Source organism: Paenibacillus solisilvae (genome assembly GCF_042656405.1).
GTDB classification, from domain to species: domain Bacteria; phylum Bacillota; class Bacilli; order Paenibacillales; family Paenibacillaceae; genus Paenibacillus_Z; species Paenibacillus_Z solisilvae.
The window spans coordinates 1-24926 of the sequence record NZ_JBHSOW010000001.1; the positions used below are offsets into that span (position 1 = coordinate 1).

Annotated in this window: 20 protein-coding genes and 5 pseudogenes; 10 read left to right on the plus strand and 15 right to left on the minus strand. The window is 43.6% G+C overall.

From position 1 onward, the window contains the following. Positions 1-75 precede the first annotated feature (75 nt). Positions 76-354 (minus strand): M56 family metallopeptidase, encoded by a 279-nt coding sequence (locus ACFPYJ_RS00005; protein ID WP_379185977.1) that lies wholly within the window; start codon positions 352-354, stop codon positions 76-78. Between the two features lie 678 nt (positions 355-1032). On the opposite strand from ACFPYJ_RS00005, the gene ACFPYJ_RS00010 reads away from it, so the two are divergent. Next, positions 1033-3078: an amidase family protein gene (locus tag ACFPYJ_RS00010; RefSeq protein WP_379185978.1), complete on the plus strand. Its 2046-nt coding sequence runs from the start codon at positions 1033-1035 to the stop codon at positions 3076-3078. A gap of 684 nt (positions 3079-3762) precedes the next feature. On the opposite strand, the gene ACFPYJ_RS00015 is transcribed toward ACFPYJ_RS00010, so the two are convergent. The 3 genes and pseudogenes from ACFPYJ_RS00015 to ACFPYJ_RS00025 form a co-directional block, all read right to left on the minus strand. Next, complete coding sequence (locus ACFPYJ_RS00015; protein WP_379185979.1) at positions 3763-4188, minus strand: NUDIX hydrolase; 426 nt, start codon at positions 4186-4188, stop codon at positions 3763-3765. A 235-nt stretch (positions 4189-4423) separates the two neighbouring features. Continuing rightward, complete coding sequence (locus ACFPYJ_RS00020) at positions 4424-4975, minus strand: cyclase family protein (RefSeq protein ID WP_379185980.1); 552 nt, start codon at positions 4973-4975, stop codon at positions 4424-4426. A gap of 894 nt (positions 4976-5869) precedes the next feature. Then, positions 5870-6472 (minus strand): annotated as a pseudogene (locus ACFPYJ_RS00025) (AraC family transcriptional regulator); the annotation flags it as partial. Positions 6473-6536: 64 nt separating this feature from the next. On the opposite strand from ACFPYJ_RS00025, the gene ACFPYJ_RS00030 reads away from it, so the two are divergent. Both ACFPYJ_RS00030 and ACFPYJ_RS00035 read left to right on the plus strand, forming a co-directional pair. Then, positions 6537-6743 (plus strand): helix-turn-helix transcriptional regulator, encoded by a 207-nt coding sequence (locus tag ACFPYJ_RS00030; protein ID WP_028608609.1) that lies wholly within the window; start codon positions 6537-6539, stop codon positions 6741-6743. Beyond that, on the plus strand, positions 6740-7171 hold the full coding sequence (locus ACFPYJ_RS00035; RefSeq protein ID WP_379185981.1) for a hypothetical protein: 432 nt from the start codon (positions 6740-6742) through the stop codon (positions 7169-7171). The genes ACFPYJ_RS00030 and ACFPYJ_RS00035 overlap by 4 nt, the downstream gene beginning before the upstream one ends. Before the next feature lie 269 nt (positions 7172-7440). On the opposite strand, the gene ACFPYJ_RS00040 is transcribed toward ACFPYJ_RS00035, so the two are convergent. Then, a complete protein-coding gene (locus tag ACFPYJ_RS00040; RefSeq protein ID WP_379185982.1) occupies positions 7441-8256 on the minus strand; it encodes an SDR family oxidoreductase in 816 nt (271 codons plus the stop codon). A gap of 378 nt (positions 8257-8634) precedes the next feature. Continuing rightward, positions 8635-9351, minus strand: a complete 717-nt coding sequence (locus tag ACFPYJ_RS00045; RefSeq protein ID WP_379185983.1) for a DUF421 domain-containing protein — start codon at positions 9349-9351, stop codon at positions 8635-8637. Positions 9352-9676: 325 nt separating this feature from the next. On the opposite strand from ACFPYJ_RS00045, the gene ACFPYJ_RS00050 reads away from it, so the two are divergent. Continuing rightward, positions 9677-9994 (plus strand): TFIIB-type zinc ribbon-containing protein, encoded by a 318-nt coding sequence (locus tag ACFPYJ_RS00050; RefSeq protein WP_379185984.1) that lies wholly within the window; start codon positions 9677-9679, stop codon positions 9992-9994. A gap of 351 nt (positions 9995-10345) precedes the next feature. On the opposite strand, the pseudogene ACFPYJ_RS00055 reads toward ACFPYJ_RS00050, so the two are convergent. The 5 genes and pseudogenes from ACFPYJ_RS00055 to ACFPYJ_RS00075 all read right to left on the minus strand — a co-directional run. Beyond that, positions 10346-10557: pseudogene (locus ACFPYJ_RS00055) on the minus strand (FAD dependent oxidoreductase); the annotation flags it as partial. Between the two features lie 276 nt (positions 10558-10833). Further along, positions 10834-11310, minus strand: coding sequence for a hypothetical protein (locus ACFPYJ_RS00060; RefSeq protein ID WP_379185985.1), 477 nt, complete (start codon positions 11308-11310; stop codon positions 10834-10836). 218 nt (positions 11311-11528) lie between these two features. Continuing rightward, positions 11529-11780, minus strand: a complete 252-nt coding sequence (locus tag ACFPYJ_RS00065) for a hypothetical protein (protein WP_379185986.1) — start codon at positions 11778-11780, stop codon at positions 11529-11531. 585 nt (positions 11781-12365) lie between these two features. Then, the gene (locus tag ACFPYJ_RS00070) at positions 12366-13145 is read right to left on the minus strand and encodes a hypothetical protein (protein WP_379185987.1); all 780 of its coding nucleotides are present in this window, start codon (positions 13143-13145) and stop codon (positions 12366-12368) included. A 314-nt stretch (positions 13146-13459) separates the two neighbouring features. Further along, a complete protein-coding gene (locus ACFPYJ_RS00075) occupies positions 13460-13750 on the minus strand; it encodes a hypothetical protein (RefSeq protein ID WP_379185988.1) in 291 nt (96 codons plus the stop codon). Positions 13751-13994: 244 nt separating this feature from the next. Between ACFPYJ_RS00075 and ACFPYJ_RS00080 the strand changes: the two genes are divergently transcribed. Next, positions 13995-14423, plus strand: coding sequence for a hypothetical protein (locus ACFPYJ_RS00080; RefSeq protein ID WP_379185989.1), 429 nt, complete (start codon positions 13995-13997; stop codon positions 14421-14423). 150 nt (positions 14424-14573) lie between these two features. On the opposite strand, the gene ACFPYJ_RS00085 is transcribed toward ACFPYJ_RS00080, so the two are convergent. The 3 genes and pseudogenes from ACFPYJ_RS00085 to ACFPYJ_RS00095 form a co-directional block, all read right to left on the minus strand. Next, positions 14574-14867 carry a hypothetical protein gene (locus ACFPYJ_RS00085; RefSeq protein ID WP_379185990.1) on the minus strand — a complete coding sequence of 98 codons (294 nt, stop codon included), beginning with the start codon at positions 14865-14867 and terminating at the stop codon, positions 14574-14576. 609 nt (positions 14868-15476) lie between these two features. After that, positions 15477-16660, minus strand: a pseudogene (locus tag ACFPYJ_RS00090) (IS110 family RNA-guided transposase). Between the two features lie 985 nt (positions 16661-17645). Then, entirely contained in the window at positions 17646-19193 is a 1548-nt protein-coding gene (locus tag ACFPYJ_RS00095) for an acetamidase/formamidase family protein (protein WP_379185991.1), read from the minus strand. 918 nt (positions 19194-20111) lie between these two features. Between ACFPYJ_RS00095 and ACFPYJ_RS00100 the strand changes: the two genes are divergently transcribed. Beyond that, positions 20112-20504: a transposase gene (locus ACFPYJ_RS00100; protein WP_379185996.1), complete on the plus strand. Its 393-nt coding sequence runs from the start codon at positions 20112-20114 to the stop codon at positions 20502-20504. Between the two features lie 120 nt (positions 20505-20624). On the opposite strand, the gene ACFPYJ_RS00105 is transcribed toward ACFPYJ_RS00100, so the two are convergent. Then, positions 20625-21221: a hypothetical protein gene (locus tag ACFPYJ_RS00105; RefSeq protein ID WP_379185992.1), complete on the minus strand. Its 597-nt coding sequence runs from the start codon at positions 21219-21221 to the stop codon at positions 20625-20627. A gap of 181 nt (positions 21222-21402) precedes the next feature. Here ACFPYJ_RS00105 and ACFPYJ_RS00110 point away from each other — a divergent pair. From ACFPYJ_RS00110 to ACFPYJ_RS00125, 4 genes and pseudogenes are all read left to right on the plus strand, one after another. After that, positions 21403-21606, plus strand: a pseudogene (locus ACFPYJ_RS00110) (IS110 family RNA-guided transposase); the annotation flags it as partial. A 1045-nt stretch (positions 21607-22651) separates the two neighbouring features. Continuing rightward, a pseudogene (locus ACFPYJ_RS00115) lies at positions 22652-24287 on the plus strand (alkaline phosphatase D family protein). A gap of 99 nt (positions 24288-24386) precedes the next feature. Beyond that, the gene (locus tag ACFPYJ_RS00120; RefSeq protein ID WP_379185993.1) at positions 24387-24596 is read left to right on the plus strand and encodes a twin-arginine translocase TatA/TatE family subunit; all 210 of its coding nucleotides are present in this window, start codon (positions 24387-24389) and stop codon (positions 24594-24596) included. Position 24597: 1 nt separating this feature from the next. After that, on the plus strand, positions 24598-24926 hold a 329-nt coding region (locus ACFPYJ_RS00125), incomplete at its 3' end, for a twin-arginine translocase subunit TatC (RefSeq protein ID WP_379185994.1).

Sequence of the window (24926 nt, forward strand, 5' to 3'; positions counted from 1 at the left end):
ACTATTGGATGAAATCCTGCGAATTCATGAGTCTGAGTGAGGAAACTGAATCATTTCGAGGGAGCATATCGACAGTTATGATTTGATTTCATAGGAAGAGTTCATTTGATCCATGACATACCGGTCGGCAGACAGCTCGATCCCGATAAAATAATGCTTTCCAAGACTGCGGATGACCGGGATATAGCCCATTCCGTCCATCAGGAGCTGTACGGCAAATTTTTTGAATGCTTGCCGCTGCCGACAGTGGTAACGTTCATGTAGCAGTACGGCTTCCAGTTCATCCGCCGATAGCAGCTTCACCACTTCCGGCCGGCAAAAGCCTGGCGGGCACCGCGCCTGATCATTTTCCAAAACGAATAGCCTGCCGCCGTCAGAAAAGGAACCTCCAACGGGGTATGTTTTGTTACCAGGTCTTTAAGAAAATTCCATACGGAGCGGAAAACGTTCGATTAAGGAGCACTGGTCTCGCGTCATCCGCCAAGCTTATTCCGACCTGCCGGAAGCGAGATTCATCATTCTGCCGGAGACTTGGTCTGCTTCGTAGCAAACTCCTTCACTATCGGTCGCATAGGTAAGCGTTTGATACGATCTCCAGCTTTTCCCCTGCTCCACACCGGACGTGCCAGTTTCCTAGCATCCGGCGTTCCATCTAGCCGAATTTACTAGTCCATAAGTTCCTCGTTACTCACGAATTTGGGATTTTAACATCCAAGTTTCCGTTGCCAGATCCACCAGGTTGCTAATCCCCGACTCTGCCATAATGATCTTTAAAGCTGATTTAAGGTTTGTTTCACTCAAATCGATAACCCGATTCGACACTGTCTCCCACTTTTTTCCTAACCATATTTTTCTATTAGTAATGTTGGATAACCAAATTAACAAAGATATGTTAGGTATAATTACATCGTAATTGGAGGACGGCTCATAAATTTATCTAGTCGTGGATATATCCCTATAGTTTGACAATCATATTAACCTAATATATTCTATATTATGTTAGATATACTTACATACGGAGGATGATTCCACATGAAATTGTTCAAAAGAAAACGGACCGTGATGAAGGTTATGACAACGTCCGTGCTGTGCGGTATGCTGCTAGGCAATACTTCTACAGCTTTTGCATTAGATGCGAACGGCATGATCAACGTTGCCACGACCACAACAGCGGCGATGAATGATTTGAAAGCTGTCGTACAAGAAGCCAATCGCATTAAATTAAAGGATTATCCAGCTACATATGCGGATAATGTGGAGTATGCCTTGTCCGTGGCGAAGACAATCACCCCGAACAGCACGGTTGACAAAATTAATGAGACCAGACTCACCCTGCGTGTCGCACTGAATACGCTGACGATTGATTTGGAGAAATCCACGATTGCGGACATGCAGGCTATGGTGAAGGCTAAGAAGCTCACTTACGAGAAATTGGTCAACATGTATTTGGCCCGAATTAATTTGTACGATTTGCATACCGTCAAATTAAACGCTGTTGCAATCGTTAACCCGAATGCTATCATGCTCGCCAAGGAAAGTGATGCAGCGGTTAAAGCAGATCCTTCCAAAGCCACAGGCATGTTCGGCATTCCTGTCCTCATCAAAGACAATATCGGCGTTGCGGGCGCCGATGGCATGCCGACTACGGCAGGCTCCATCGCACTGGCGAACAATTTCATATTGCAAGATTCGTTCCTGGCGAGCCAGCTTAAGAAATCAGGCGCAATTATTCTAGGAAAAACTAATCTTTCTGAATTTGCGAACTTCATCGCCCAAGGCATGAAAAGCGGCTATTCTACTTTGCACGGTCAGGTACTGAACCCATATTTGCCTGGTGTGCTCGATGTCTCCGGTTCATCCTCTGGTTCTGGCGCAGGCGCGGCAGCAGCGCTTTCCGCCATTACCATCGGCTCAGAAACCTCTGGATCTATCCTGTCGCCATCCGCCAATAACTCTCTGGTAGGCTTGAAGCCGACTCTTGGCCTCGTAAGCCGAAACGGCATCATCCCTCTTGCGCACAGCCAAGATACGGCAGGACCAATGGGGCGCAACGTTTCCGATGTGGCCGCTCTGCTTACGGTCATGCAGGGATATGACACTAACGACCTCTATATCAATATGGGCGTTGACAATGAGATTCCAGTCGATGAGTCCTATCTGAAATCACATACGGAGAACTACAATAACTATCTGAAGAAGGACGGCCTTCAAGGCAAAGTTCTAGGCGTGTACAACATTCCTAACAAAGATAATCAGCCTGATCTTTATGCCGCATTCCAAAATGCGATTCAGGTTCTTCAAGCTCAAGGCGCGAAAATCGTCTATGCGTCGGATGGAGGCGCAATGGTCAATGAAGTGCCTACTGCTCCAGCGTCGAGAGTGCTGTATTACGACTTTAAGCAAGATATTGATAGTTACTTGAAATCCCAGGTAAATCCTGTCGTGGCGAGCGACAATAAGACAGTGATCAAGAGTTTGCAGGACGTGATTAACTATAACAGCACCCGTCCGGATGTATTGAAATACGGCCAGAGCATTCTGCTGCAAAGCCAAGCGTATGATATGACGCCGGGCTCCCAAGACTACCAAACCTACCTAGATCAACGAGCCGCTGATATCGAGTATTCCAGAAAGAATGGTATCAATTATCTCTTGAGCAAGTATAAGTTAGATGCACTGATCGGGCTGAACGGCGCAACGACAGGCATTGCAGCTAAGGCGGGCTATCCAAGCATTACGGTACCGGCCAGCTATCGTACAGCCGATGGCAGCAATGGACAGCCGATTAATCTCCAGATCACGGGTGATGCCTTCACCGAAGAGCAGCTCATCCAAATGGGATATGCTTTCGAGCAGGCTACAAAAGCCCGCATCGCTCCGGGTATGGCTGTAAAAGACCAGCTCAAGACGCTGATCGATGATGCAGCAGCACTCCAAGTGAGCGGAAAAGAGTACAACGCAGCACTCGCCGTATACAAAAGCAACTTCTCGACCCAACGAGAAGTGGATAACTCGGCCAATGCATTATATGGCGTCCTGTACAGTTCCTGGAAAAAGCAAGATCTCTTTAAAGACTAAGCCGATTGAATCTGAATCGTGCTTTCGTCGCCTCAAGTCTAGCCGCCTCGATCTACCTGATTGAGCAGGCGGCGTAGGCTTCGGGAGATCGTTCCAGGAAAAAGAGCGTCCTACCGACACGACTTTCGTGCGGCTGGACGCTCTTTGTTATGATGACTCTCTTACGGGTTACCGATACGTCGCAAAGGGATGATTGCTTCTTTCGCCGGGCAAACTGTTTAAAGTAGCTGTGATCGCTTGTGCAAATAAACTGATCCACTGGATTTATGCCATCTTAACCAAGAAAGAAGCTTTTCGCTTAGTCTGAATAGCAAGCCTCAGACATTGAGGAAAACCTTCCCATTTACTGTGGGAAGGTTATTTATCGTACCCTTTTACCAGTATATGTTACATATTCACCGTTTTTTTTCACAGTTATTAAAGGGGCTTGTTTATCGTTTTCAATTGAAATTGATACATTTTTTCTAAGTAGCTTAGAATCTCTTCCTCAGAAAAGAAGTGACAAATAAATTCGATCCCATTGTATATCCACCTTCGTTTGGAGTCATCAATAACGTAAACTACCTTTAGCGTAGAGCGGCTGCCATTCCATGCCGAGGCGCTCCCTTTTTTACAAAGCTCATTTCTTAAGCTCTACAGGAATGTTTAGGTTAACGCTGTCCGACGGAAAAAACTTATGGCGCTCTAGCAATCCTTAAGCGGAATGGAAAATTCAACATAAAAAGGATGAAGTTCTTCATTCAAGCAAAGCTCAATTCTTTGCTTAAAATTTCCCCAATTCACCATCTCTAATGCTGTTTCGATTGAAAAAAATCCTACTTCTAAAGACTCAGGGGTAGTTGTTAATTCTCCTCCGACTGGTCTGCCTAAAAATAAAGTGTTACAAATACTACTACTTACATTTTGAAAAACACCACAAAACTTTGTCACTTCTATATCTATTCCGCTCTCTTCCTTTGTTTCCCTTATCGCTGCATCTTTCAATGATTCACCTTCTTCAACCTGCCCTCCTGGCATTTCCCATCCTCGTTTAGGTCCTTTTATCAATAATATTTCGTTACGCTCATTTACTACAATTGTTGCCGCAGAAACTATATGTTTTGGAGCCACTTCATCGTCCTCCCCTTTTTAAATTAAGAAAACTAGATTGCTACTAATTTCCTGTTTATGCGAAACAAAGAAAAAAGCGACGTTAACAAACTACATTGGACTTTCATTGGTATGGACTACCCCATCTGTTTATAATTCGTGATAGTTTTTCCACTATCGTACCCGTTACTTCAATGAAACATCAAAGAGGTGCTGTCCTTGCGGCCTCCATACTATCGTTCTCCGTTAGGACATTTTATGCGTTCATTCCAAGCCCAGCCGGTTCAGCCTCCACCACCGCAACGGCCCGAACCGGGGACCCGTCGCCACAGACGATACGCAGAGGAAATCCGTAAAACATAAAGTCGGTTCCGCTGGGAAGACGATCCAAACCCTGCAGCCCCGTATACGTCACAATTCCGATACCCAACAACGCCCTCTCCAGTTCTTCAGACAGTTCACCACCGACGAACGTTGGTCGCAGCGCAGCGAGTCGGTCAAAGCATTCTAGCCCGACGGATTCGCTGAAAAACAGACCCCGGCCTTCCGGCCAAGCCGGGTCTTCGATCCGTACTACACGAGATGCTCCGAAAAATCTCTCCAATGGCAGCTCATCCAATGTCGCGGCACCTGGGTGCATGTGTGAAGGTGCGTCCACGTGGGTTCCGGTATGGCTACCCATCGAAAGCTGCCGCAGTTCCCAGGTGTGACACTCGTATGTATGTGCTACCTTGACTTTTACCTCCGGATCGCCGGGATAAATGGGCATGCCATCCGCAATCGGCAACGACAAATCGATCACTCTCACTCAGGCGCCTCCGTTCCTCACTTCTGTTTGACTTGAACTCGTACTCGTTAGTTCAATTACCTTTGTTAACGTGACTTAATCTAATGAGATTTATTAAGCTGTATATGAAGATGAATAAAGACCCCCAAATAATATAAGGACCAATACTAAAAAGTCCGAGCACTGATAAAGCTGTACAAAGAAAACCAATTGTAAGGCATAGCTTCCAAAATTGTTTGTACATCAGCCACCATGTAACGAGAAAGATTAGTGTGAGTGCTAAACCATACTTAATTAATATCATCGCATTATGGTATTCACTTGTATCAGAGCCGAAATTGTGAACATCAGTGAATCCAATTATTGCAAGTATAATCGAACCTGCCATTCCCACTACTATTCCCAGGATACTGATAAGCTTCATTAGTCACTCACCTTCTTCTTCATTTTAGACGGCTCTACGACGCATCACCTCTAAATTAATTGCATAGACATCACTATTGATTTCGTCATTCTGGTTTCATTGTTCTAAAGTACCCGTTAGCGTAATCCTGTATCGGTACGTATTCGTTGAATACTGACCATTTATTATACCGACAATAAATGTCTATAAAGAAACTTGAAAGAAATTTCACCAGAGCCGCCAAGACCAGACTTGTTACAACAAAGGTCAATGCAAATGTCTTATTTCTTTTATACGATAATACCGAAATAATAATCGCAAACAACAAGAAAACTGTAACTCTGATAACTTCATAGAATTAAACGTTAAAAAATCCACAGTACTATTGATAAAAAAGGGAGTGAAAACGTTAGAAAACAACATATTAATATCGCAAATATAGAGTCCTTTATGGAATAGGAAATTTAACTTCCTCCTCTCAATTCTTCACTAATAGTAACTTATTTTACCACGAGCTCTCCTTTCTCCTCCATCCGCCCTTCACTGAAATTCGTGGAAGCACTGATTAGTCCTGAAGGTTGAACATTCGAAAAGCCCTTAATCTTATCAATCATTTCTGGCGTGAGTCCTTCAAACATCGACGCAATCTCCGGATTCACCTCTTGAAATACTATTGCTATTGGCACTCTTTTTTTAATCCCCACTATGCGAAAAGCCTCTTTGTCTTCAATTCGGTAGTTCATTTCACTTCCTCCTTTGATAGTCAGCTGAAACGTCATCCGCGGGAAGGCTTTGAGGGACTGTCCATGGATCCGGGCTTCCGAGGGAGTAATCCCATGCATGTTTTGAAAAGCCCTGGTAAAGGAATCCGGCGAGGTATATCCGTATTTCATCGCAGCATCGATGATCTTGATGTCACTGTGGCTTAGCTCGAGTGCTACCAAAGTTAGGCGTCTTCGGCGGATGTATTCCGACAGGTTGAGGCACTTCACCTCACGTAGCTTTTTGTAGTGTTCAGGCGGTTTATCGGTATTGAAAATAAAACCCGGACGAATGACAATATCATCCCCTCTGGAATTTAAAAGCTTTATCGAAATGGAAAGCACGCTTGACATTTCTTACGTTGCACAATATACTCTCCTTATGGAAAGCTGGCTTTCCATAAGGAGAGTGAACGCATTGAACAACCGTTTAGAAGAAATCCGCAAGCAACGCGGAATTAAGCAAGAAGAATTAGCAACGGCTCTTGAAGTGTCAAGGCAAACTATCGGTTCGCTGGAAAACGGACGTTATAACCCATCGATCCTTTTAGCGTTCAAGATTGCTCGTTTTTTCGGTATGAGTATCGAAGAAATCTTTATTTATGAGGAGGATGAAAATGTATGAAAAAAACTATTTCGTCTTATTTTCTTACCGTTGTAGGCGTAGGACTACTAGCAGGTGGTCTGTACTTCATCAAAACAATTGAAGATCCACAAGGTATGCTGCGAGCGTTGCCTTATATCTGTATTGGGCTTGGCTGTGGTATTTTCGGTCACGGTATGGGAGAAATAATCGTCCGACACGCTATGAAGAATAATCCCGCCGCAGCAAAGCAGCTGGAGATTGACAAGAAAGATGAGCGTAATTTGGCAATCGTTAATCGGGCAAAAGCGAAAGCATATGATATGATGGTTTTTGTGCTTGGAGCCTTAATTACAGCAATTGCCTTGATGGCTATAGATTTAATAGTGGTATTGCTATTGGTTTTTGCCTATCTGTTTATCCTAGGATATGGAGCTTATTACCGTTTCAAGTACTATAAAGAGATGTAATAAAATTCATGTACTTCTTTAGGAGTAATCGAAAGGTTGCTCCTTTTTCATGCCATTTTTGAGAAGGTATAAATAGAACATTATAGTCAAGAACTTTGTTGAATCCCTGTTTCTCTGCTACTTTAATCGATGGTACATTATTACTGCTTTCATTAATAATTGCACAATATCCGAAGCCTTTTTCAAGGAAGTGCTCTGTTGTTCCCCACATCCCCTTGGCGCAGCAGCAAGGCTGCCAACCAAAGTTGGCAGCCTTCTCCTGATTGAAACTATAGTAACGATTCGGCGCCGTCAATAAACAACTCGGTCCCGGTAATATGGCTCGAAGCGTTTGAGGCAAGAAAAGCTACCAGGTCTGCAACCTGCTCCGGTACCCCCGGTGCGTGATCCAGCGGCTGGCTGCCTTGCGGATAGTTAACCGGAATTTTGATTTTCTCAAGCTCTGACGTCGGAAGCGTATTTTCCCCGATATTGGTCTTGATGGACCCCGGACAGATGGCGTTGACACGAATTTTGTACCGCGCCAGCTCTAGAGCGGCCATCTTGGTGAATGCCACCTGCCCCGCCTTAGACGTGCTGTAGGCTGTCATTCCAAACCCAGAGAAAGAGCGGCTACCGTTAATGGAGCTCGTAATAACTATACTTCCGCCGCCCTCTTTCATATAAGGAATCGCGTGTTTGACACACAGGAACGTGCCCTTCAGATTTACGAATAGGGTATGATCCCAGTCCTCAGGCTTCATGTCTTCGATCGGCGCTAAAACCCCGTTGATCCCTGCATTGGCAAAGACGACGTCCAACCGCTCCCAGGTCTTCACTGTCTGTTCGAACGCCTGTGCCACCCGGTTCGGATTGGAGACGTCGACATCGACCGTGATAGCTTGGCCGCCTGCTGCGATTATATCTTGCTTGGTTTGTTCTCGCCGGTCGTCCTTTAAATCCGCAAGGCACACTTTCATCCCTTGTTGCGCAAGCATCATAGCCGCAGCTCGTCCGATACCGGAACCCGCCCCCGTTATCAATGCGACCTTATCCTTCAAATCGGGCAGTACCATGCCCGATTTTTTGATCGTTTGCACGCTCATGAAGTTTCACTCCTAACCTATTATTGGCGGATTGAAATAGAATCCTTGCTTGGTTTGCCCTAACCGGGTGGAAAATATGTAAGTTCTGTACTGCATGGATCTACACCATTCTGTTCAGTTTCGATTGTTGATGAGGATTCTTTTTTAAACAGCACTATAGATGTATTTCGAAAATAAAGAGTTGCCGGGTATTTGATTCACTTTTGATGAACGATGAATAAGATTTTCGATCCGATTCACTTCTTTCGCAGGTATGGAAGGACATTGAAGGATATGAAAACCCTCTAAGCATAAAGGATGCAGCCTTGTAAATTCATCAGACAAATGGGATTCGTGTGATTTTCGAATAAATGATAATCCGATTGTTGCGATGACTGCTCATTTTAAGGGGGTACTTTGCTCCCGGACTACGTGCACCTGCACGGCTAGCTTCTTGTCTACCGTTGCCAAGATAACGTTCTTCAATGCGAGGGGCTGAATTTCCGTTTCCAGCCATGCGCTGTCCTTGCCGATCTCGCGCAGCAGCGCATGTTCCATGTGGCCATCGGTAATGATCGGTTTGGTCAGATTGAAGGGTTGCGTGGGCAGCTTCAGGTCCGCTGGAGTTACGGGCTGATAAGCCGTATTTACGAAGACAGATAGCGTACCGCCTGGCTCCCATGCTGCAAAGGCAACTTTCGAGATATCCTCTACGTTCGATTTTCGCAACTCTACATACAAGAATTCAATAGGCAGCTTCGCTTTCGAGAGATTCCGGTAATCAAGCTTCCCATCCTGAATAAGGGTAATCGCTGGCGGATCGAAAAATTGTTTGAGCAGCGGGACCTTCAGGCTGAGCCAGATTGCAGCTATGTACAAAATAACGAGTGAGACGGTCGTAATCATCGAGCCTTTCAGCCCAAGATGCTCGTCCGACAGCGGATGGGCAATAATATTGCCGAGCGTCAGTGCGATAATGAAATCAAGAAACCTAAGCTGCGAAATGGAACGCTGGCCCATCATTTTCGCAGCAAATAGTAGAAATACAAATCCGACAATACTGCGCAAAATCCATCCCATTGCCGTCAGTGACTCTTGGCTTTTGAAAAAATCCACGCGTACATTCCCTCCGTTACCCTTCATTTCCAGCCATTAGGATCTCCTATCTCTACCCAAACCATACAAATCGCATGCGGCACCGATCAGCAGCGTCTCCTCGGCATATTCTGCGAAAGGATCATTCTTGTATGGATGGATGCGTCATTAGATCTAGAAGGAGAGGTATTTTAAGAGGATAGAATTTTTGTCAACATATCCCTCGGTCAGGCAGGAAGCTTGAAACCTCATTGTTTACGATACGTAAAAAAAGATTATAATGCTGTAAATTGGATTGAATAGGCAGAAATACAAACGATAAAAAGCAAATGGAGGTTGTCAAACGATGAAATGCCCGGTATGTTCAGATGTTCGTATGCGTGAAGTGGAAAAAGACGGTGTGCTCATTGATGTATGTCCCGACTGTAAAGGGGTTTGGCTCGACCGAGGTGAGTTGGATAAATTGATGGTTGGAATACGTGAAGTTCGTTATGAGTATGATCGGATGGAGCGTCATGTTTCTAACGATGACAAATATGAGCGGCATTACAATAATGATGATCGTTCGCACAACTCGAAAGGTTACAATGAATATGACAGGAACGGCAAGCCTTACAAGAAAAAGAAGAACATGATGGACGTGTTTGGTGATTTATTTGATTAACCTCTTTGAATGATGCAGTGTTTCCACAAAAAAGCAAACTAAAACTGGAGCCATACAGTCTTGGTTTGTTTTTTTCTGTTATTCAACGATAGCTGAGAACATTTACAGGTGAACCATTCAGGAACGCTTCAATGTCCTCAACGATACCCCGGTAGAAGCCGCGGTAGGCCGCTTCTGTGACATACCCTATATGAGGCGTGGCCAATACGCTCGGCAGTGATCGGAGAGGAACAGCGTCAACTGCAAAACTGGATCTTGGCTTTGCCCAATTTCATCAAGGCTTATCTGCCGATTTCAAGCTGCGAAAGTTGAGTTATTAACTATTAAGGTCAGCTCCTCATGCGATGGAAAAGCTCCCATGTCTAATAAATCATCTATATAGCCGGAGAAATAACGTTCTAGAATCATATCGCCTCGCGGCAGTACTCGGTGTGGATGGAACGATTGTGGTACACCAGGATAAGGACTTCCTCATAATAATCAGACAGGATTCGCGCTGTCAGTAATCCGGCTATACCAGCTCCAATTACTAGTGCTTTACCACGTTCTAATGTTTGTGTCATAATGACTCATCCCTTCCTCTCCTGTTATCCATGAATATTTTGACAAACAGAAGCAACAATCTATTGTAAAGTACGCAGTTCGGCGACTAGTAAACATAGGTATTCGGTGACCATAACTGAAGTCTCCTAATTATTCAAAATGCCTATCTTTTTCATTTCGGGCGCAGCACCCTTTTTAAAAAATGAGTGCGCGGCGTCTTCTTTACTATTGTCTTTTTACAGTAACAGAGATTTAATTTTCATGGGAGCTTGACAGAACGATGTACACAACATCATCTATATTCCGTAATGTATTATTTGAAATTTATCCTCGCTATTTTTTGCCCTATTACTTAGTTCATTTAATTTATTAAGGCGAGATAGAATATCTTTTTTATTAAATGTGATAATCTCATATTGCCCAGGTATTTCTGGTTCGCCTTCAATGGTGTAATATCCACCCGTTAATTTCACAATATCTGGAGCTGACAAAAACAAATTGTACCACGCTTGTGTAATACTATTTAGTGTTATTGCTCCCTCAAAGTCGATTAAACTTATCCCATGATAAAAGAGTCCATATATTGTTTCGTCATTGAAAGGATTAGTAGTTCGAATCCATTTAAATGAATCCATCATATATAAAATTAAGTCATCTTGTATTTGTACAATCATTTCTTTATTGCCTTGTTTTTTAAAATCTCTTAATGAAAACAAGTCGTTTTTTTTAATTTGATCTTGTTTGATAAGCAAAAAGTCATGGACGAGTGGCATAAGATCCTTCTTTCTATGTCCTTTAATTTCACATCACATCACATCACATTGAACTTCGTATAAATTTCATATGTGGAGTATTCACGAAATTATGAACTTTCCCACCCATTCACACTACAGCTTCCAGAAACCGGCAGCCTGTTGCCGTTGTGCTATAGTTTTCCGTTAGTGTAACAATCAATTTTAAATAAAATCAAATTGAACCCGATAATTGACACTTAATTTTCGATAAATTTTTGATTACAAATATCGCAAAAACCGTTTTCATTCACTGACAAAGGCTTAAAATATCTTCGTATATAGTCGTCATTCCACTTAAGATGCGGAACAGCATAATCTGGATGGATGTGTTCTGGCAAGTTTGGTTTGTACCCAATGTGACCGCAATTACGGCATTGGTTCATCCACTTCCAGAGTTTAGGATAATTGTTGAGATATTCTAAAGCTTTATTCTTGCCATAATATTTCACGATAGCCCTCCATTAAATTAGAGGTTTCCCCCTCACGCTGCCGTGTCCCGTTAGTTGAACAGCTTATCGCTACGGTTGTTCTCGTATAGACGCATAGTAATCAATTCCTCGTGTTCAACGGGGAGAAAAGTTCACGCCAGAGAAAACCGTCCTGAGCTGGGTAGAAGTAGCTTAAGCTAAGCAGCGTCACGTATATTGACTCATTCGCAGGATTTCACAAAGAAAGCACGGAGGACCGAGTTCGTTCCCCAAAAGGGCTCAGACCCATCCGCTAAACGCTATCGGTCTCCACACCTTGGACAGGTATAACGAAGGAATGTAAGGGCATTGACCCGTTGAGTTGTGGGAGGGTGAACCTCCAGGGATCATGTGGAGTATGCGTGCAGTAGAGATAGCCTGGGGAATATTTCCTGAGTGTTCCTCTATTTCCGCATGCTCAGCCCACCACCTCAACCGGCGTCAACTGCGTTGCTTCCTGAGATGGACTTGATCCAAGGTGACGAAATCCTGCGAATGAGTGAGTATATGTGAGATAAACCCTTAAAAACGAGGGAGCTATCGTACACGTTAGCTCAACAAGATTTTTTAGTTTTCCCGTCTACATTGTATGCGGCTTTCTAAACCAGAAATACCTTTTTGTATTGATACTTCATTTATTTTAACACCATTTTCTGGTGTATCAGTCAACGTAATATGGATTCTATCATAGGGAACGTCACCATGATGTGCACCATAATTTAACGCACTTACATGAACGATATGTCTTCTTGTATCGCCATTTATTCTTTCAATTTTATCTATTTTTGGACACATGATAAAATCTGAGTAAGTTTTATCAAGGTAAGAATAATATCTGGTATATAAAGTTTCTTCAAGCAACTCTTCTTTGGGTGCCCCATCACTTTCATATTTCCACCCAACTAAAAGCCAATCGTGGAGTTGTATAGATTTCAATCGAACTTTTATATTTTTTCGGGTATATATAACCTCACCTTCTGCTATCATGCATATCTTTGTCTGGTTTACGGATAAACAATTATAGGCAGGTTCGATAACTGAAATATTTCCGTTTTTCATGTTAATTTGCAGTTTCGAGTCTATAGGGGTTTTATTTAACACTAATTCAGTTTGTCCTTTGGAAGGACTTGATGTGTTAATCCATTTAACAACCTTATTGATTGTTACTTCTTCATACCCATCACTTTCCTTAAATAAACGAGAACCCCCGTATAAACTGTTTACTTGAACAGATAAAACATCCTCTGTTATTAATAAAGGTTTTTTTGTTTGAATATTTGCTTTTGCAAAATCTATTGGGAAAAATAATCCTGCAATCACAAGGATTAGTGAGACTAATTTTTTCATCAACATCACCTCTGGATTCAAGTAATGCGGATATTTTCCCCTATTATTAAATGTAAATACATAAAATCAGCTATGCACCAGTCAGGTATCAGTAATAATCAATAAAGTTCTTCATTTACCAGCCTCAATTGCTAAACATAGCTACCCGTTAGCCATTCATGCATCTCCTTGTACTGCACCACAGAGCATGAAAGTTAATCCGTTCTTTCATGGTAGTTGAGAAAACGGTAGCCCTTATGCAGGCCGACTTTTCTTCGTGTTTATTGAGCTAACGTACCCGTTAGCCATCCATGCCGCTCACTCGACACCACAGATTATGGAAGTAATTGCGTTCTTCCATAGGATTTCAACTGGCGTTTACCTTCTTTAGTAAGAACGAACCAGTAATCTTCCTCAAATTCTTCTATCGAATCCTGAAATTTGATTTGTCCCTCTGAAGGGTCATCATAAATTTTTAGATAACCCATATTCAAACATTCCACAATACGAGCTTTAATTTCACTTCTTGTTAGATTAAATTCATTATGAAATAAGTGGTTTTCAACATGAAAGATGGTATTTTCCTCAAAAGCGAAGGTTGCTAATATTAACTTATCTATCCTCAATTTGTATCACCTCTAATGAAAGCTACCAAACAAGTAAGTCACTTCCACAGTTTATTGGATAGTTAAGCGAATAAATGGTAATTATAGGTCTATCGCTACGCGAAAAATTTATGGGGCTGGTTCGCATTGCGAACCCTTAACAACAATGATACGTTGGATAATTACACTTTTTGCGTACTGTCTTCTTCCAATGACTTTATCATCCTCTAGCTCTGTAAAACAAGATCTAGAGGTAATTAACGGTTTGTTTGAGGCAATCAGTCGTTCTGACAGCATTGCTATTGCTCGATCCTTCGGTGAGCAAAGGGCGGATTCCTTATTCCTAAACAAGGAGAACAAGAATTTCAAAAGAGGGTTATTCAACATTAAAGAAGCTCGCCTGATTGTTTGGAGGCAACTTCCCTTTGAATATGGAGATATCTTTCAGCCTAAAACCCCAGCCATTGATCAAAGATTTTTCTATGTTGCTATCGAAATGCAGGTTTATAGGGAAGACCAATACTTCCTGAATGGAAACAATTACATGTTAATAAGTACCGCTGCCCAGAGCGGACAAAGAATAATAGTTAGATTCCAACACCTGCCCTTAGATAGGTTAATCAGAGATGGTTATGGCTTTGGTACTCTTGATGAGAAAACGTATAGCCAGCGAAGATGGGCTTTCTTAAACTAAGATTTGGTTATACCTGCCCGTATGAGAGAACGGCTGCCAATCATGCCGGCTGCCTCGCCCAACTTTATGTCAAAACTACTTTTTTATAGATCGTTCGTAGGAACTAAAAACCGGCTGCAGAAGCAACCCGCCCTTTCACTATCGTACCCGTTATTTCAATGACCCAACTTTATGAATCTCCAAGTAAGTGCCATTTACCTCAAGAGCGAGTTCATCTTGAGATTCCTTTCCTTTTATTTCATACAACTTGCCAAGTTTCTCGTTCGAATCACCATTTTTCTTTGGCATTGGAACTACCAAATGCTTTATTTCACCGATTTCTTTCCCAATCTTCGTTGAAGGTACTTCGCCGAAGGAAACCCCGTATAAAGAATCGTTCCACGCAACGGAACTTGGATAAGAACTCTTATTATAGGTCTTTTTTGACGATGCGGCAGGATTCACTTGATGTTACGGCCTGCTGATTTGCTCGCACTCCTTGCGGAGTTACTTTGTCACAGGGCTTCAGCCTTAGAATCTCTTCACCAGCTGCCTGTCAGCTACGAGGCGACTTGGTTCTTACCTCGATTGAACTTTCATCAATGAGTTGTGCCTAGCTTGGCTAGGCGCGCATGTACTAAAAAAACCAGCCCCCCTTAAACGGGCTGGTTTACGCTGCATTCATTCAACCCCCTCAGTACGATATAGTTTTCTCACGAATGCTCGCTTATTCGCAGGATCTCGCCCGGTTGGTTAAGGATGAAAGACAAGAAGGGGAACTCCGTATTAGACTTCGGCAACATGAATGTGCACGGGAATAGAGGGGAATAAATACTGCCCCATATAATTCCATTTACTGCACGCTTTCTCCACGCCGCCCCTGGAGGTTCTCACTCCCATGTCGGGGCGGGTCTACGCCCTCTCATTCCTTCGTTACGCCTGTCCAAGGGGTGGAGGCCGGTCTTGCTATCGTTACGGGTCGTGCCCTTTGGTTCAATGGATCCGGTACTCCGTGCTTTCTTTGAAATCCTGCGAATAAGCCAAAACTCGTACAACGAAACGGTAGAATATAAGTTAAGCTGCTAGCTGAACAGGCAACGTTCTAGGAGGATTATAGGCTTCGCCGCTGCGAGCCATTCCAACTAAAATTCTGGCTAATTTGCCACATAGCTTCATAATGGACCTCATTTTCTTCATCTTCTTTTTCTGTACATTGTAGGCATGCATGGCTTTAAACTCCGAATTGTTCGCGACTAAACTCATGGTCATCATGAAAATGAAGCGTCGGAGACGAGAGCGTCCACGTTTACTAATCTTCATCTGTCCGGTCCATTTACCTGAGCTTGCTTCTGCAAGGTTGAGGCCAGCATGACGCAGCAAGGCATTGCCGTGAACAAAGCCACTTAAATCCCCCACCTCACCTAAAATACCGGCTAGTGAAATGGCACTAATCCCTTTGACAGCAAGCATAGATGTAGCAAATGGAATGCGTTCTAAAACGACAACAATCTCCGTTTCTACCGTTTGCAATTGGAGGTAAGCAAGGTCGTACTCATCGAGCAGCTGCTTTAGATGGAGCTTGTAGGCATATGTAGCTTGCTGTGATCCCACAGAACGGCTAGCAAGAGAGATAAGAGCTCGGGCTTTTCGCTCACCAGAATGCCGTTTCATAAGCGATTTCCAGCCTCGTAAGATATCTTGAGACTGTAATTTACACAATTCTTCAGGCGTAGGGAAAAGACGAAGTGTGACCAATGAACCCGTACACATGATGTTCTTAAAGACTTGTCGCAGTTCAGGGAAAACAACGTCGACCCAGCGATGGATTTGGTTCTTCGCACTAACGAGTCTCGTTACGACAGAGTCGCGGTTTGAGAGAAAGACACGTAGTTCTTCAAAGGCTTCTGGTGTGTTGCGTGTGAACGAGTAGTAGCCGTTATTGACCATGTCGGCGATGACCAGGGCATCCTTTTTGTCACTCTTGGATGGCGTATTGTCGCGGTTTTCCTTGTTCTTTTTTACGAGATGTGGATTGACGAGAACAACTTCAAACTGACGATTTGAGAGCCATTTGGATAGATTAAGCCAGTAGTGTCCGGTAGGCTCCATGCCAAACAATGGCTGCCGTTAAAGTGTGAGCGGTTTGCAGCGATTGAATCCACCGAAGAAGGCTGTGAAAACCCTCCTCATCGTTTGAGAAGGATAGGGGATATTTTTTCAATGAGTTGATTTTGTTTCGCTTGCGATTTAAAATTCATAGTAGAGCGTCCTCCTGGATGATGGAATTTTTAGGGCTATGACCCGTTGCGTACTTCCATCGTACCGAGGCGCTCTTTTTTTTGCAAAGCGGAAATTTAACGCTCTACAGGAATGCTATCGTGTCCCATTAGGATAAAGAACCATGACAGTACAACCTATTTTCTCCTTTTCGCAACCTTAATGACTATCGATACGACAATAACAATTAATATCAAAGTCAAAATTTGAATTACCGCCGTACTAAGTTGAAAATTCATTTATGTCCCGCCTTTATTCTTCAATTGCTTCCTATACGTAAAATAAATGAATTTGTTGCGTTAAACTCCCGTTGGATCACGATAGCTTAATGCCCAGCAGTACATATGTACAAAATTATATGATTTTGTGAAAAAGCAAAGGAGCCGTCCTTTATATTTCTGATTTGAACAGATGCTCCAACTAATTTGTTGATTGATTTGTTAAGGGACAATTCGTCGGCAGCCTTTGGGGGAACTCTACCAGCCGCTCGCGAATGATCAGCAGTGTCTAATTGGCCTATCACGTTTGCTTTGCCCTCCTTGATTTCCATAAACGTAAAATTGCGATCATTGATATAGTAGTAATCTGCCCTGCCGACAGGAAAACTGTATGAGTGATAAGGACTTAATGCACTAAGCGGTTTAAAATCAGCTGTGATTGGTAAGGAAATCGCAGCTTTGCGTGCAGCTTGCAGATCATCCTGGACGAGTAACTTCGCATCCGGATTTTTTATTTACTGTTCCATTATTCAACGGCATGAAAATAGTTGAATCATAATTAAATTCTTAAATTCTTATCTTTTTCCTTGGGTGTACGTGGAGTTGATGACGATACCCTTAGCCGCGGAAAAGAGCCTCCAATCCGCTGTCTTATGCGGATTGGAGGCTCTTTTTTCATACGAATCCAAATTGAAACGGGGGAAAAAGGCCGTGAACGGCTTTTGTGTCTACCCCATTGTCTTGCCGATTACTGAGGATCGAGCAGTTTGGAGCTGTACAGGTTGAGGAAGTAGGCATCGGCCATGGCCTTGCCGTCTTTCACTTGCAGAGGCTTGTTCAGTTTGAAGGCTTTGCCGTTGAATGACGCATCATCCGAGCCAATTGTCATCGTCAGCGCATTGTCTCCTTTTTGCACGATCATCGATTTCTTTGTGGAATTCCAGACTAACTTCGCGCCGACGGCTTCAAAGGCAGACCGTACGGACGTCAGAGTGGGCTCGCGATCGGTGAACAGACTTTTGGCGATCACGGCGTGAACACCCCAGTTGGCGTCCACTACCTGGGAGATGCCGAAATCGGTGGAAACCGACATGAGTGAGTAGGCTTCGTCCTCGGTAAGATTCATCCCGTTCATAAGGAACCGACGCGTTTTGTAAGAAGCATCTTTCATGGCCTTATCGACGGATGAGTTATTGTAAATATCCTTTTGCGCGGTTGTGCCAAGATCCTTCAGATAGTTCGCATAGCTGAAGCCCTGAACGACCCATTCGTTTTCCGTTTCAAGTAGCGGGAAGTCCAAGCCTTTGAGCTTATTATTCAAGGAATCCTTTTTATGCAAAATAATTTGAATATCGCCGGTCAGCGAGGTTTCGATCGCCGTGCCGTTTAATTCCGAATCGCCCATGGCGGCATGTGGATCGCCGACGGAAAGATAAGCGCCGCTGATCGCAACCGGATAATACATTGTGCCTCCTTTTCCGATCCGCCAATCGTCCACATTCCCGCCGAAATAGGAAGGAGGTACGGAATCGACCACATCGGCTTCCGAGGGTGCTACGCCCATAGTGCCGAAATGCAGGCGCACCGGCACCTTAACGTCTTTCATAATATTATGATTTTCAACAACGGTGTTATGGTCGACGACAACGCCGGGATAATCGACCGTATTATGAACCTTACCATCCGGGTCGGTTTGCGGCGTCCATCTATAGTTGTAGAGCGCTTTTGCATAATCGGTACTGCCGTTGCTGTCCATTTCATAAATGGTCACCACTTCGCGCGTTTTCGGTTCTTCAATCATATCTCCGTACAAGTAGCCCCAATTGGCCGCCGAGTTGACGCCGTAGGTTTTGCCTGCATAGGCCGGATTGGCGCTCGGACGCAGCGACATATCCAAAATGCGAACTTCCAGCACGTCTCCGGGCTCTGCTCCGGCTACTCTAATGGGGCCTGTCAATATATGTACGCCTGGACCCCGGTCAGGTTCGTTCTTTTCCTCCGCGGTCCATTTGAAAATATCCTCTATGCCGGCATCACCTTTAATAATCCGATCGTAATCGTCGCCGGAATGATGGGTGACCGTTTCCACCGTCACGATGTCGCCGGAATTGACGGTCAGCACCGCGTCTCCCTTTCCAATGTTGCCCCAGCGGACATTCGCCGAGTTGGCAGGGATCGTATAATGCTTCGGGCTGTAGGCCTCCGCGGCGGACACCTCGGAAGTCTGAACCTGCAGGAACGAAGAGACCATACTGCATGCCACAAGAACGCTTGCTAATTTCATTTTTTTCTTCAACTAAATTCATCCTCTCGCCAACGAATAATTTTATTTAGGTTTTCGAGTTTACGAAACAAAAACCATTAACAGATCCAAGCCCAGTTGTATCAGGGATAAGGCTGAATTCACCTCTTTCGAAAACCAATTTTCTACGTCAGATAACACGACATTAAAAGTCATATATCCAAATAAACCTGAACATTTTGTACATATCCTCAAAAGATTGTCAGGTAATATTTAGATGAATCAAAAATAGCATAGCGTTTCAATTCTAGTCAATATATTTTTAAAAAATGAAAGCATAATTTGGTTGTTTATCTAAATAAGGTAATTGAATTTATTGTATATTGAAAAAAATGAATGTAATTAATATGATTATGTTGCATTTTGAAATCATAAAAATAAAGAAGAAACCATGTTTCCATAGGACTTGCGGCAATAGACTTGAATGAATTGTTAGTATATCTTACATAAAACAAACTCCTTTTCTCTTCAACATATCGCTGAACAAGAAAGAAGCACCGCATATGCAATATGAATCCATGCGTAATTTTGTTTTTATAAACTCGAAGGACTACAAATTCGCGATTCGGGCAGCATCATAACTCACTAACTAAGCTTTCATCTATCATCTTTTTCTTCATTTCTCTTTGATTTAGAAGTCTTGATTAGGAGTCGGAATCACGGGAACCTGCACAGTGCTGTCTCTTCCGTATAAAGCCGAAACTAAAAAGTCTTCTTTAACTCCTTTCACCACTGACATCCCGGCACACCACCACCTTACTCATCCTAAAGAGAACAAAAAAATAATCATCGCTCACTTATATAATATTTTACTTATATAATCAGCTGTGTATAATACATAGTGACCTGATTATTCTATACCAGGAATCGCCACTCGCATGGCTGAACAAATCTTAGCCGAGTTGGAAACAGATATTAAAAAAACAATTTCCTAGATGTTCCTGGGCAGCTTTAGTACCTGGACATAATGAGAGTGCGGGTAAACGCAAGTCTGTCAAAGGTAAGAAAGGAAACAAATATTTAAAATCCGCACTAACAGAAGCCGCTCATTCCGTAGGTGCATCCAAAAACTATCTTGGTGCTATGTACAGGCGAACATTAGCACGAAAAGGTAGAAAACGAGCAGCTATTGTGGTGGCCCATGCCATGTTACGAATTGCGTATTATCTTCTGACAAGGAAAGAGATGTATGTAGACTTAGGTGAAGATTATTTTGATAAACAGAAACAAGGTGCTATTGTACGGAATTCGGTTCGAAGACTTGAAGCCTTAGGTTATAACGTTACAATTTCAGAAGTCTCCTGATCAACGGTTCATCAATATCCTAGGCGCTGCACATTTTAAAAAAATGAATGACTGTGTCTTCTTAAGTATTGTCTTTTTTTAAGTAACTGCGAAATGAATTTTCATGGTAGTTGAATGAACTCATGGAGTATGAGCTATTTCATTCCCTTCATTTTTCGTTTCAGAACCAAGAACCTTCCCTGTTTTGTCCATGTACAATGTTGTCATCTTACCGTACTTGTTCTGCCCAATAACTCCTAAAAACAAGGCTTGATGATCTTTTCTAACATTAAAATGATATCCTTTAGCCCACCCCTCCCCCGGTCTGACACCGTATTTAATCGCAATCTGCACCATATCAGTTGAGTCAAGTATGAGCTCACTTTGTGGGATAATTTCAAAGTCTTGAATGTCTTCTTTTACAGTTTGTGTAATCCCAATTTTCCCTTTTTTTATGTTAATGATCAGGGATTCATTTCTTTGACCGTTTCCAAAGAGCAAATTCCAAACTTCTCTTCTACCATCATTACCAAGGGTAGAAGGAGGTGTAGAGCCTGTGTCGCCAACACTCGTGATCAAGGTTAGATTCGCCTGAGCATCCCAGTTTCTAGCTTCTTCAAGACCGATCTGGTAAGCGTCTAATAAAGTGATCCCTGGGTTGGTGAATGCCTTTGCTTTGCTCTTTACAATAATGCAGCTTATCAATATTAAGAAAATCAAAATGCCTCTCCGTAACATTGGAAAGAACCCCCCATAATGTTTGGGGTTATTTTCCCGTGTAGATAATTAAATTATTCTACCCGTTAGAATTCCTGTAAAACGAATAATTTGGCGTTTGAACAAAAACGAGCGCCTCGGTACGATGGGATTACGCACGAGGTCAAAAGCCTCAAAAAGCCCATCAGGAGGTCGCTCTACTATGAATTTTAAGTCACAGGACAAGCAAAATCAACTCATTGAAAACATTACCGTTTCTCACTTAGTCGTCGGTGTAGACATCGCCCAGGAAGCTCATGTGGCCCGCGCTGTCAGCTTTCGCGGCATTGCTCTGGGTACTCCACTTGAGTTTGGTAACGATCGTGAAGGATTCATGCTATTCGAACGTTGGATTCAAGATCTGCTGTTCTTTCATGGTAGTGTAACGAACTTATTGACTTCTGATTTCCATCCGTCTTTAATCCAGTTATACAACTCAGAAGAGGAAACACGTTTGCCGCCGTTTTTGTCATATATGTTTACCTCTCCTTTTACAGTATTGCAGGTAGTCCATCCAGCGCCATGAAAACAATCCCAGGCTAGGTGCACTTGAAACAACTCACCTGAATTGGTCTTCATTTCAATGTAGTTTGGAAGACCACCTTTTACACTACCGGAACCAACCATTCCATCAACTGGCTTTGCTGATTTAATCCACTTGACGACTTTCGCGATAATCAATTTACCTTTTGCATCATTTGTCCTAAACAGCGGCGAAAGTTTTACATGTCCAGCCCTTCCGCTTACAATCTGTAACGAATGAACATCCTCTGGGACAAACGGCTTTTTTGCGGAATAAATTGAGGGTGAAATAAAGAACGAAATTAAAACCACGAGTAACATTGTATGAGTATGTAACGTTTTCATCTCTTCTTCCTTTCAACTAGCAACCACTGCCGAAATATTTCACCGTTGGTTCTTTGGTTTGTCACTTTATTTTCCCAGAATGCCATAATTTTATTCGATTTATTTAAACGAGCATTTTACAACGAATGAAAAAGGAGCTGCCTCGTGGCATGCCCCTCAACTATCGTGCCCGTTCGTAACCCTGCTGTCGGTCTCAGGATTTACCCAACGCTCTTTATTGCCGTTTATATAGTGACTAATAATGTATGTTTCGTAAATGCCAGTGAAAGAAAGCGGCCATATTTTTTCAACGTTTTGTAGTCCTTTTATGTCATTTGAACCATTCTCCACCCGCTCGAAAAGTTATCGAGTAGTTACATAGACTGTATTTTTTGATTTTTTCTCGTTATTCACATCTATTTTATACCAAATTGCATTAAAAAATTACCAAATATGCCCGATTTTCATTTACATATAACTTCATTATAGTTTAATACGTAGTTGACATTAGTTTAATATAAAAACGATTTAATAGAAAAGCACTCGAATGAAAAGGAGACGATGTAATGGACAAGGAACAACTATTCAATGATCTGGAACAACGCTTTCGGGAAGGCAAGATGGATCGCCGCGGTTTTCTGCAGGCAACAGGAAAGGTCGCAATCGCATCGCTCGGTTTGACGATCGCCGCTTCGCTTAAAGGGGGTCCTGTCGACGCAGCGCCGAAATTTACGGCTTATCCATTTACTTTAGGGGTGGCGTCTGGTGACCCTTGGCCGGACAGCGTTGTACTGTGGACCCGGCTGGCACCCGACCCGCTGAATGGTGGAGGCATGTCGAATAGCGATGTTCCGGTCAAATGGGAAGTGGCTACCGACGATAAGTTCAAAAAAGTCGTACGTGATGGGGTCGGCTATGCCAGAGCCCAGCTCGGACATTCGGTGCATGTCGAGGTGGATGGGCTGAAGCCTTACCAAGTATACTACTACCGTTTTAAAGCTGGATCGGAAATGAGTCCCGTAGGCCGGACGAAAACGCTGCCGGCATACGGATCTCACGTTTCGAAAATGACGTTTGCTTTTGCTTCCTGCCAAAACTACCCGACAGGATATTTTACCCCTTACCGCCATATGGCGGCGGATGAATTGGACCTGGTTTTTCATCTGGGCGATTACATTTATGAGGGTCCCGGCCCCAACCCGACTACTCCAAGCCCACGGTACCACAATAGTCCCGAAATTATGACGCTTACGGATTGATTACCGCAACCGCTACGCGCTGTACAAAAGCGACAGCGACCTGCAACTTGCACACGCCAAGTTCCCGTGGGTGGTTACGATGGACGACCACGAAGTCGAGAACAACCATGCAGGTCTGATCCCTGAGAATAATCAGCCAATCGAACCATTCCTGGCCCGCAAGGCTGCGGCATTCCAGGCCTATTACGAAAATATGCCTTTAAGAAGTTCTTCCCTGCCGAGCGGGTTTAACATTCAGCTCTACAGACATTTTAATTACGGTGACTTGGCTAATTTTCATGTACTTGACACCCGCCAATTCCGTGATATTCAGGCGAGTGGAGACGGACGCAAGCCCCCGACACCCGAATCCACGAGTGTGGATCGTTCGATTATGGGCGAAGAGCAGGAGCAATGGCTGCTTTCAGGACTCTACCAATCGAAAGCGCAGTGGAACATTATTCCGCAGCAGGTATTTTTCTGTGAGAGGGACTTCCTGATCGGAACCGGCGACGAATTCAGCATGGATGCATGGGACGGCTACTCCGCCAACCGCGACCGGATTCTTAACTTTGCCAAACAGGAAGGAATTTCCAACCTTGTGGTCCTGACAGGGGACGTTCACTCGAACTGGGCTTGCGATATCAAGGCGGATTTCAACGACCCGGATTCCGAGATCCTCGGAGCCGAATTTGTCGGCACCTCCATCACCTCCGGAGGAGACGGTGTTGATACCACCGACGCCCAAAAAGCCATACTTGCGGAAAATCCGCATATCAAGTTCTATAACGGCCAACGCGGTTATGTACGCTGTACCGCTACGCCTGAAAGCTTTCAGGCGGACTACCGGGTGGTTCCGTATGTTACCCGTCCTGGAGCACCGATCACAACACGTGCTTCCTTCCTGATGGAAAAGGGCAAACCGGGATTACAGAAAATTTACGACGGTGCGGTCACTGTATAAGGAACGTACCGGATTTAAGCTCGGACTATAAGAAAACCGCCAGCCACGGCATCCGAAAGCCGTGGCTGATCCTATACAAATCTGAGGAGATGAATGGTCATGCCGTTTGGAAATATTGGAATTGGTGGTCTTGTCTTGATACTGGTTATTGCGCTTATTATATTTGGTCCTGCCAAGCTTCCTGAGCTTGGACGAGCATTCGGCAGAACGCTAAATGAGTTTAAAGGCGCTACGCGCGGTCTCGTTAACGACGATACGGAGGATGAGAAGAAAGAGTCTTCGAAGACATCTGTAGAGGTTAACAAGTAGCATGGGTACGGAAAGCAATAAACAGATGAATATAATGGAACACCTTGAAGAGATGCGGAAGCGTCTCATTCAAACCTTGCTCGCGTTTCTTGTTGCAATGGTCGCCTCTTTCATCTATGTGCGGGATATCTATCAATGGCTCGTTCGCGGAATGGATGAGAAGCTGGTTATTCTTGGACCGTCTGATGTGATGTGGGTCTATTTTATGATCGCAGGTGTATTTGCGCTTGCGGTCACCATCCCGGTAGCCGCTTATCATATCTGGAAGTTTGTGCAGCCTGCTCTTTCCGAGCAAGCTCGGCGAGCTACTCTCTTGTTCATTCCAGGATT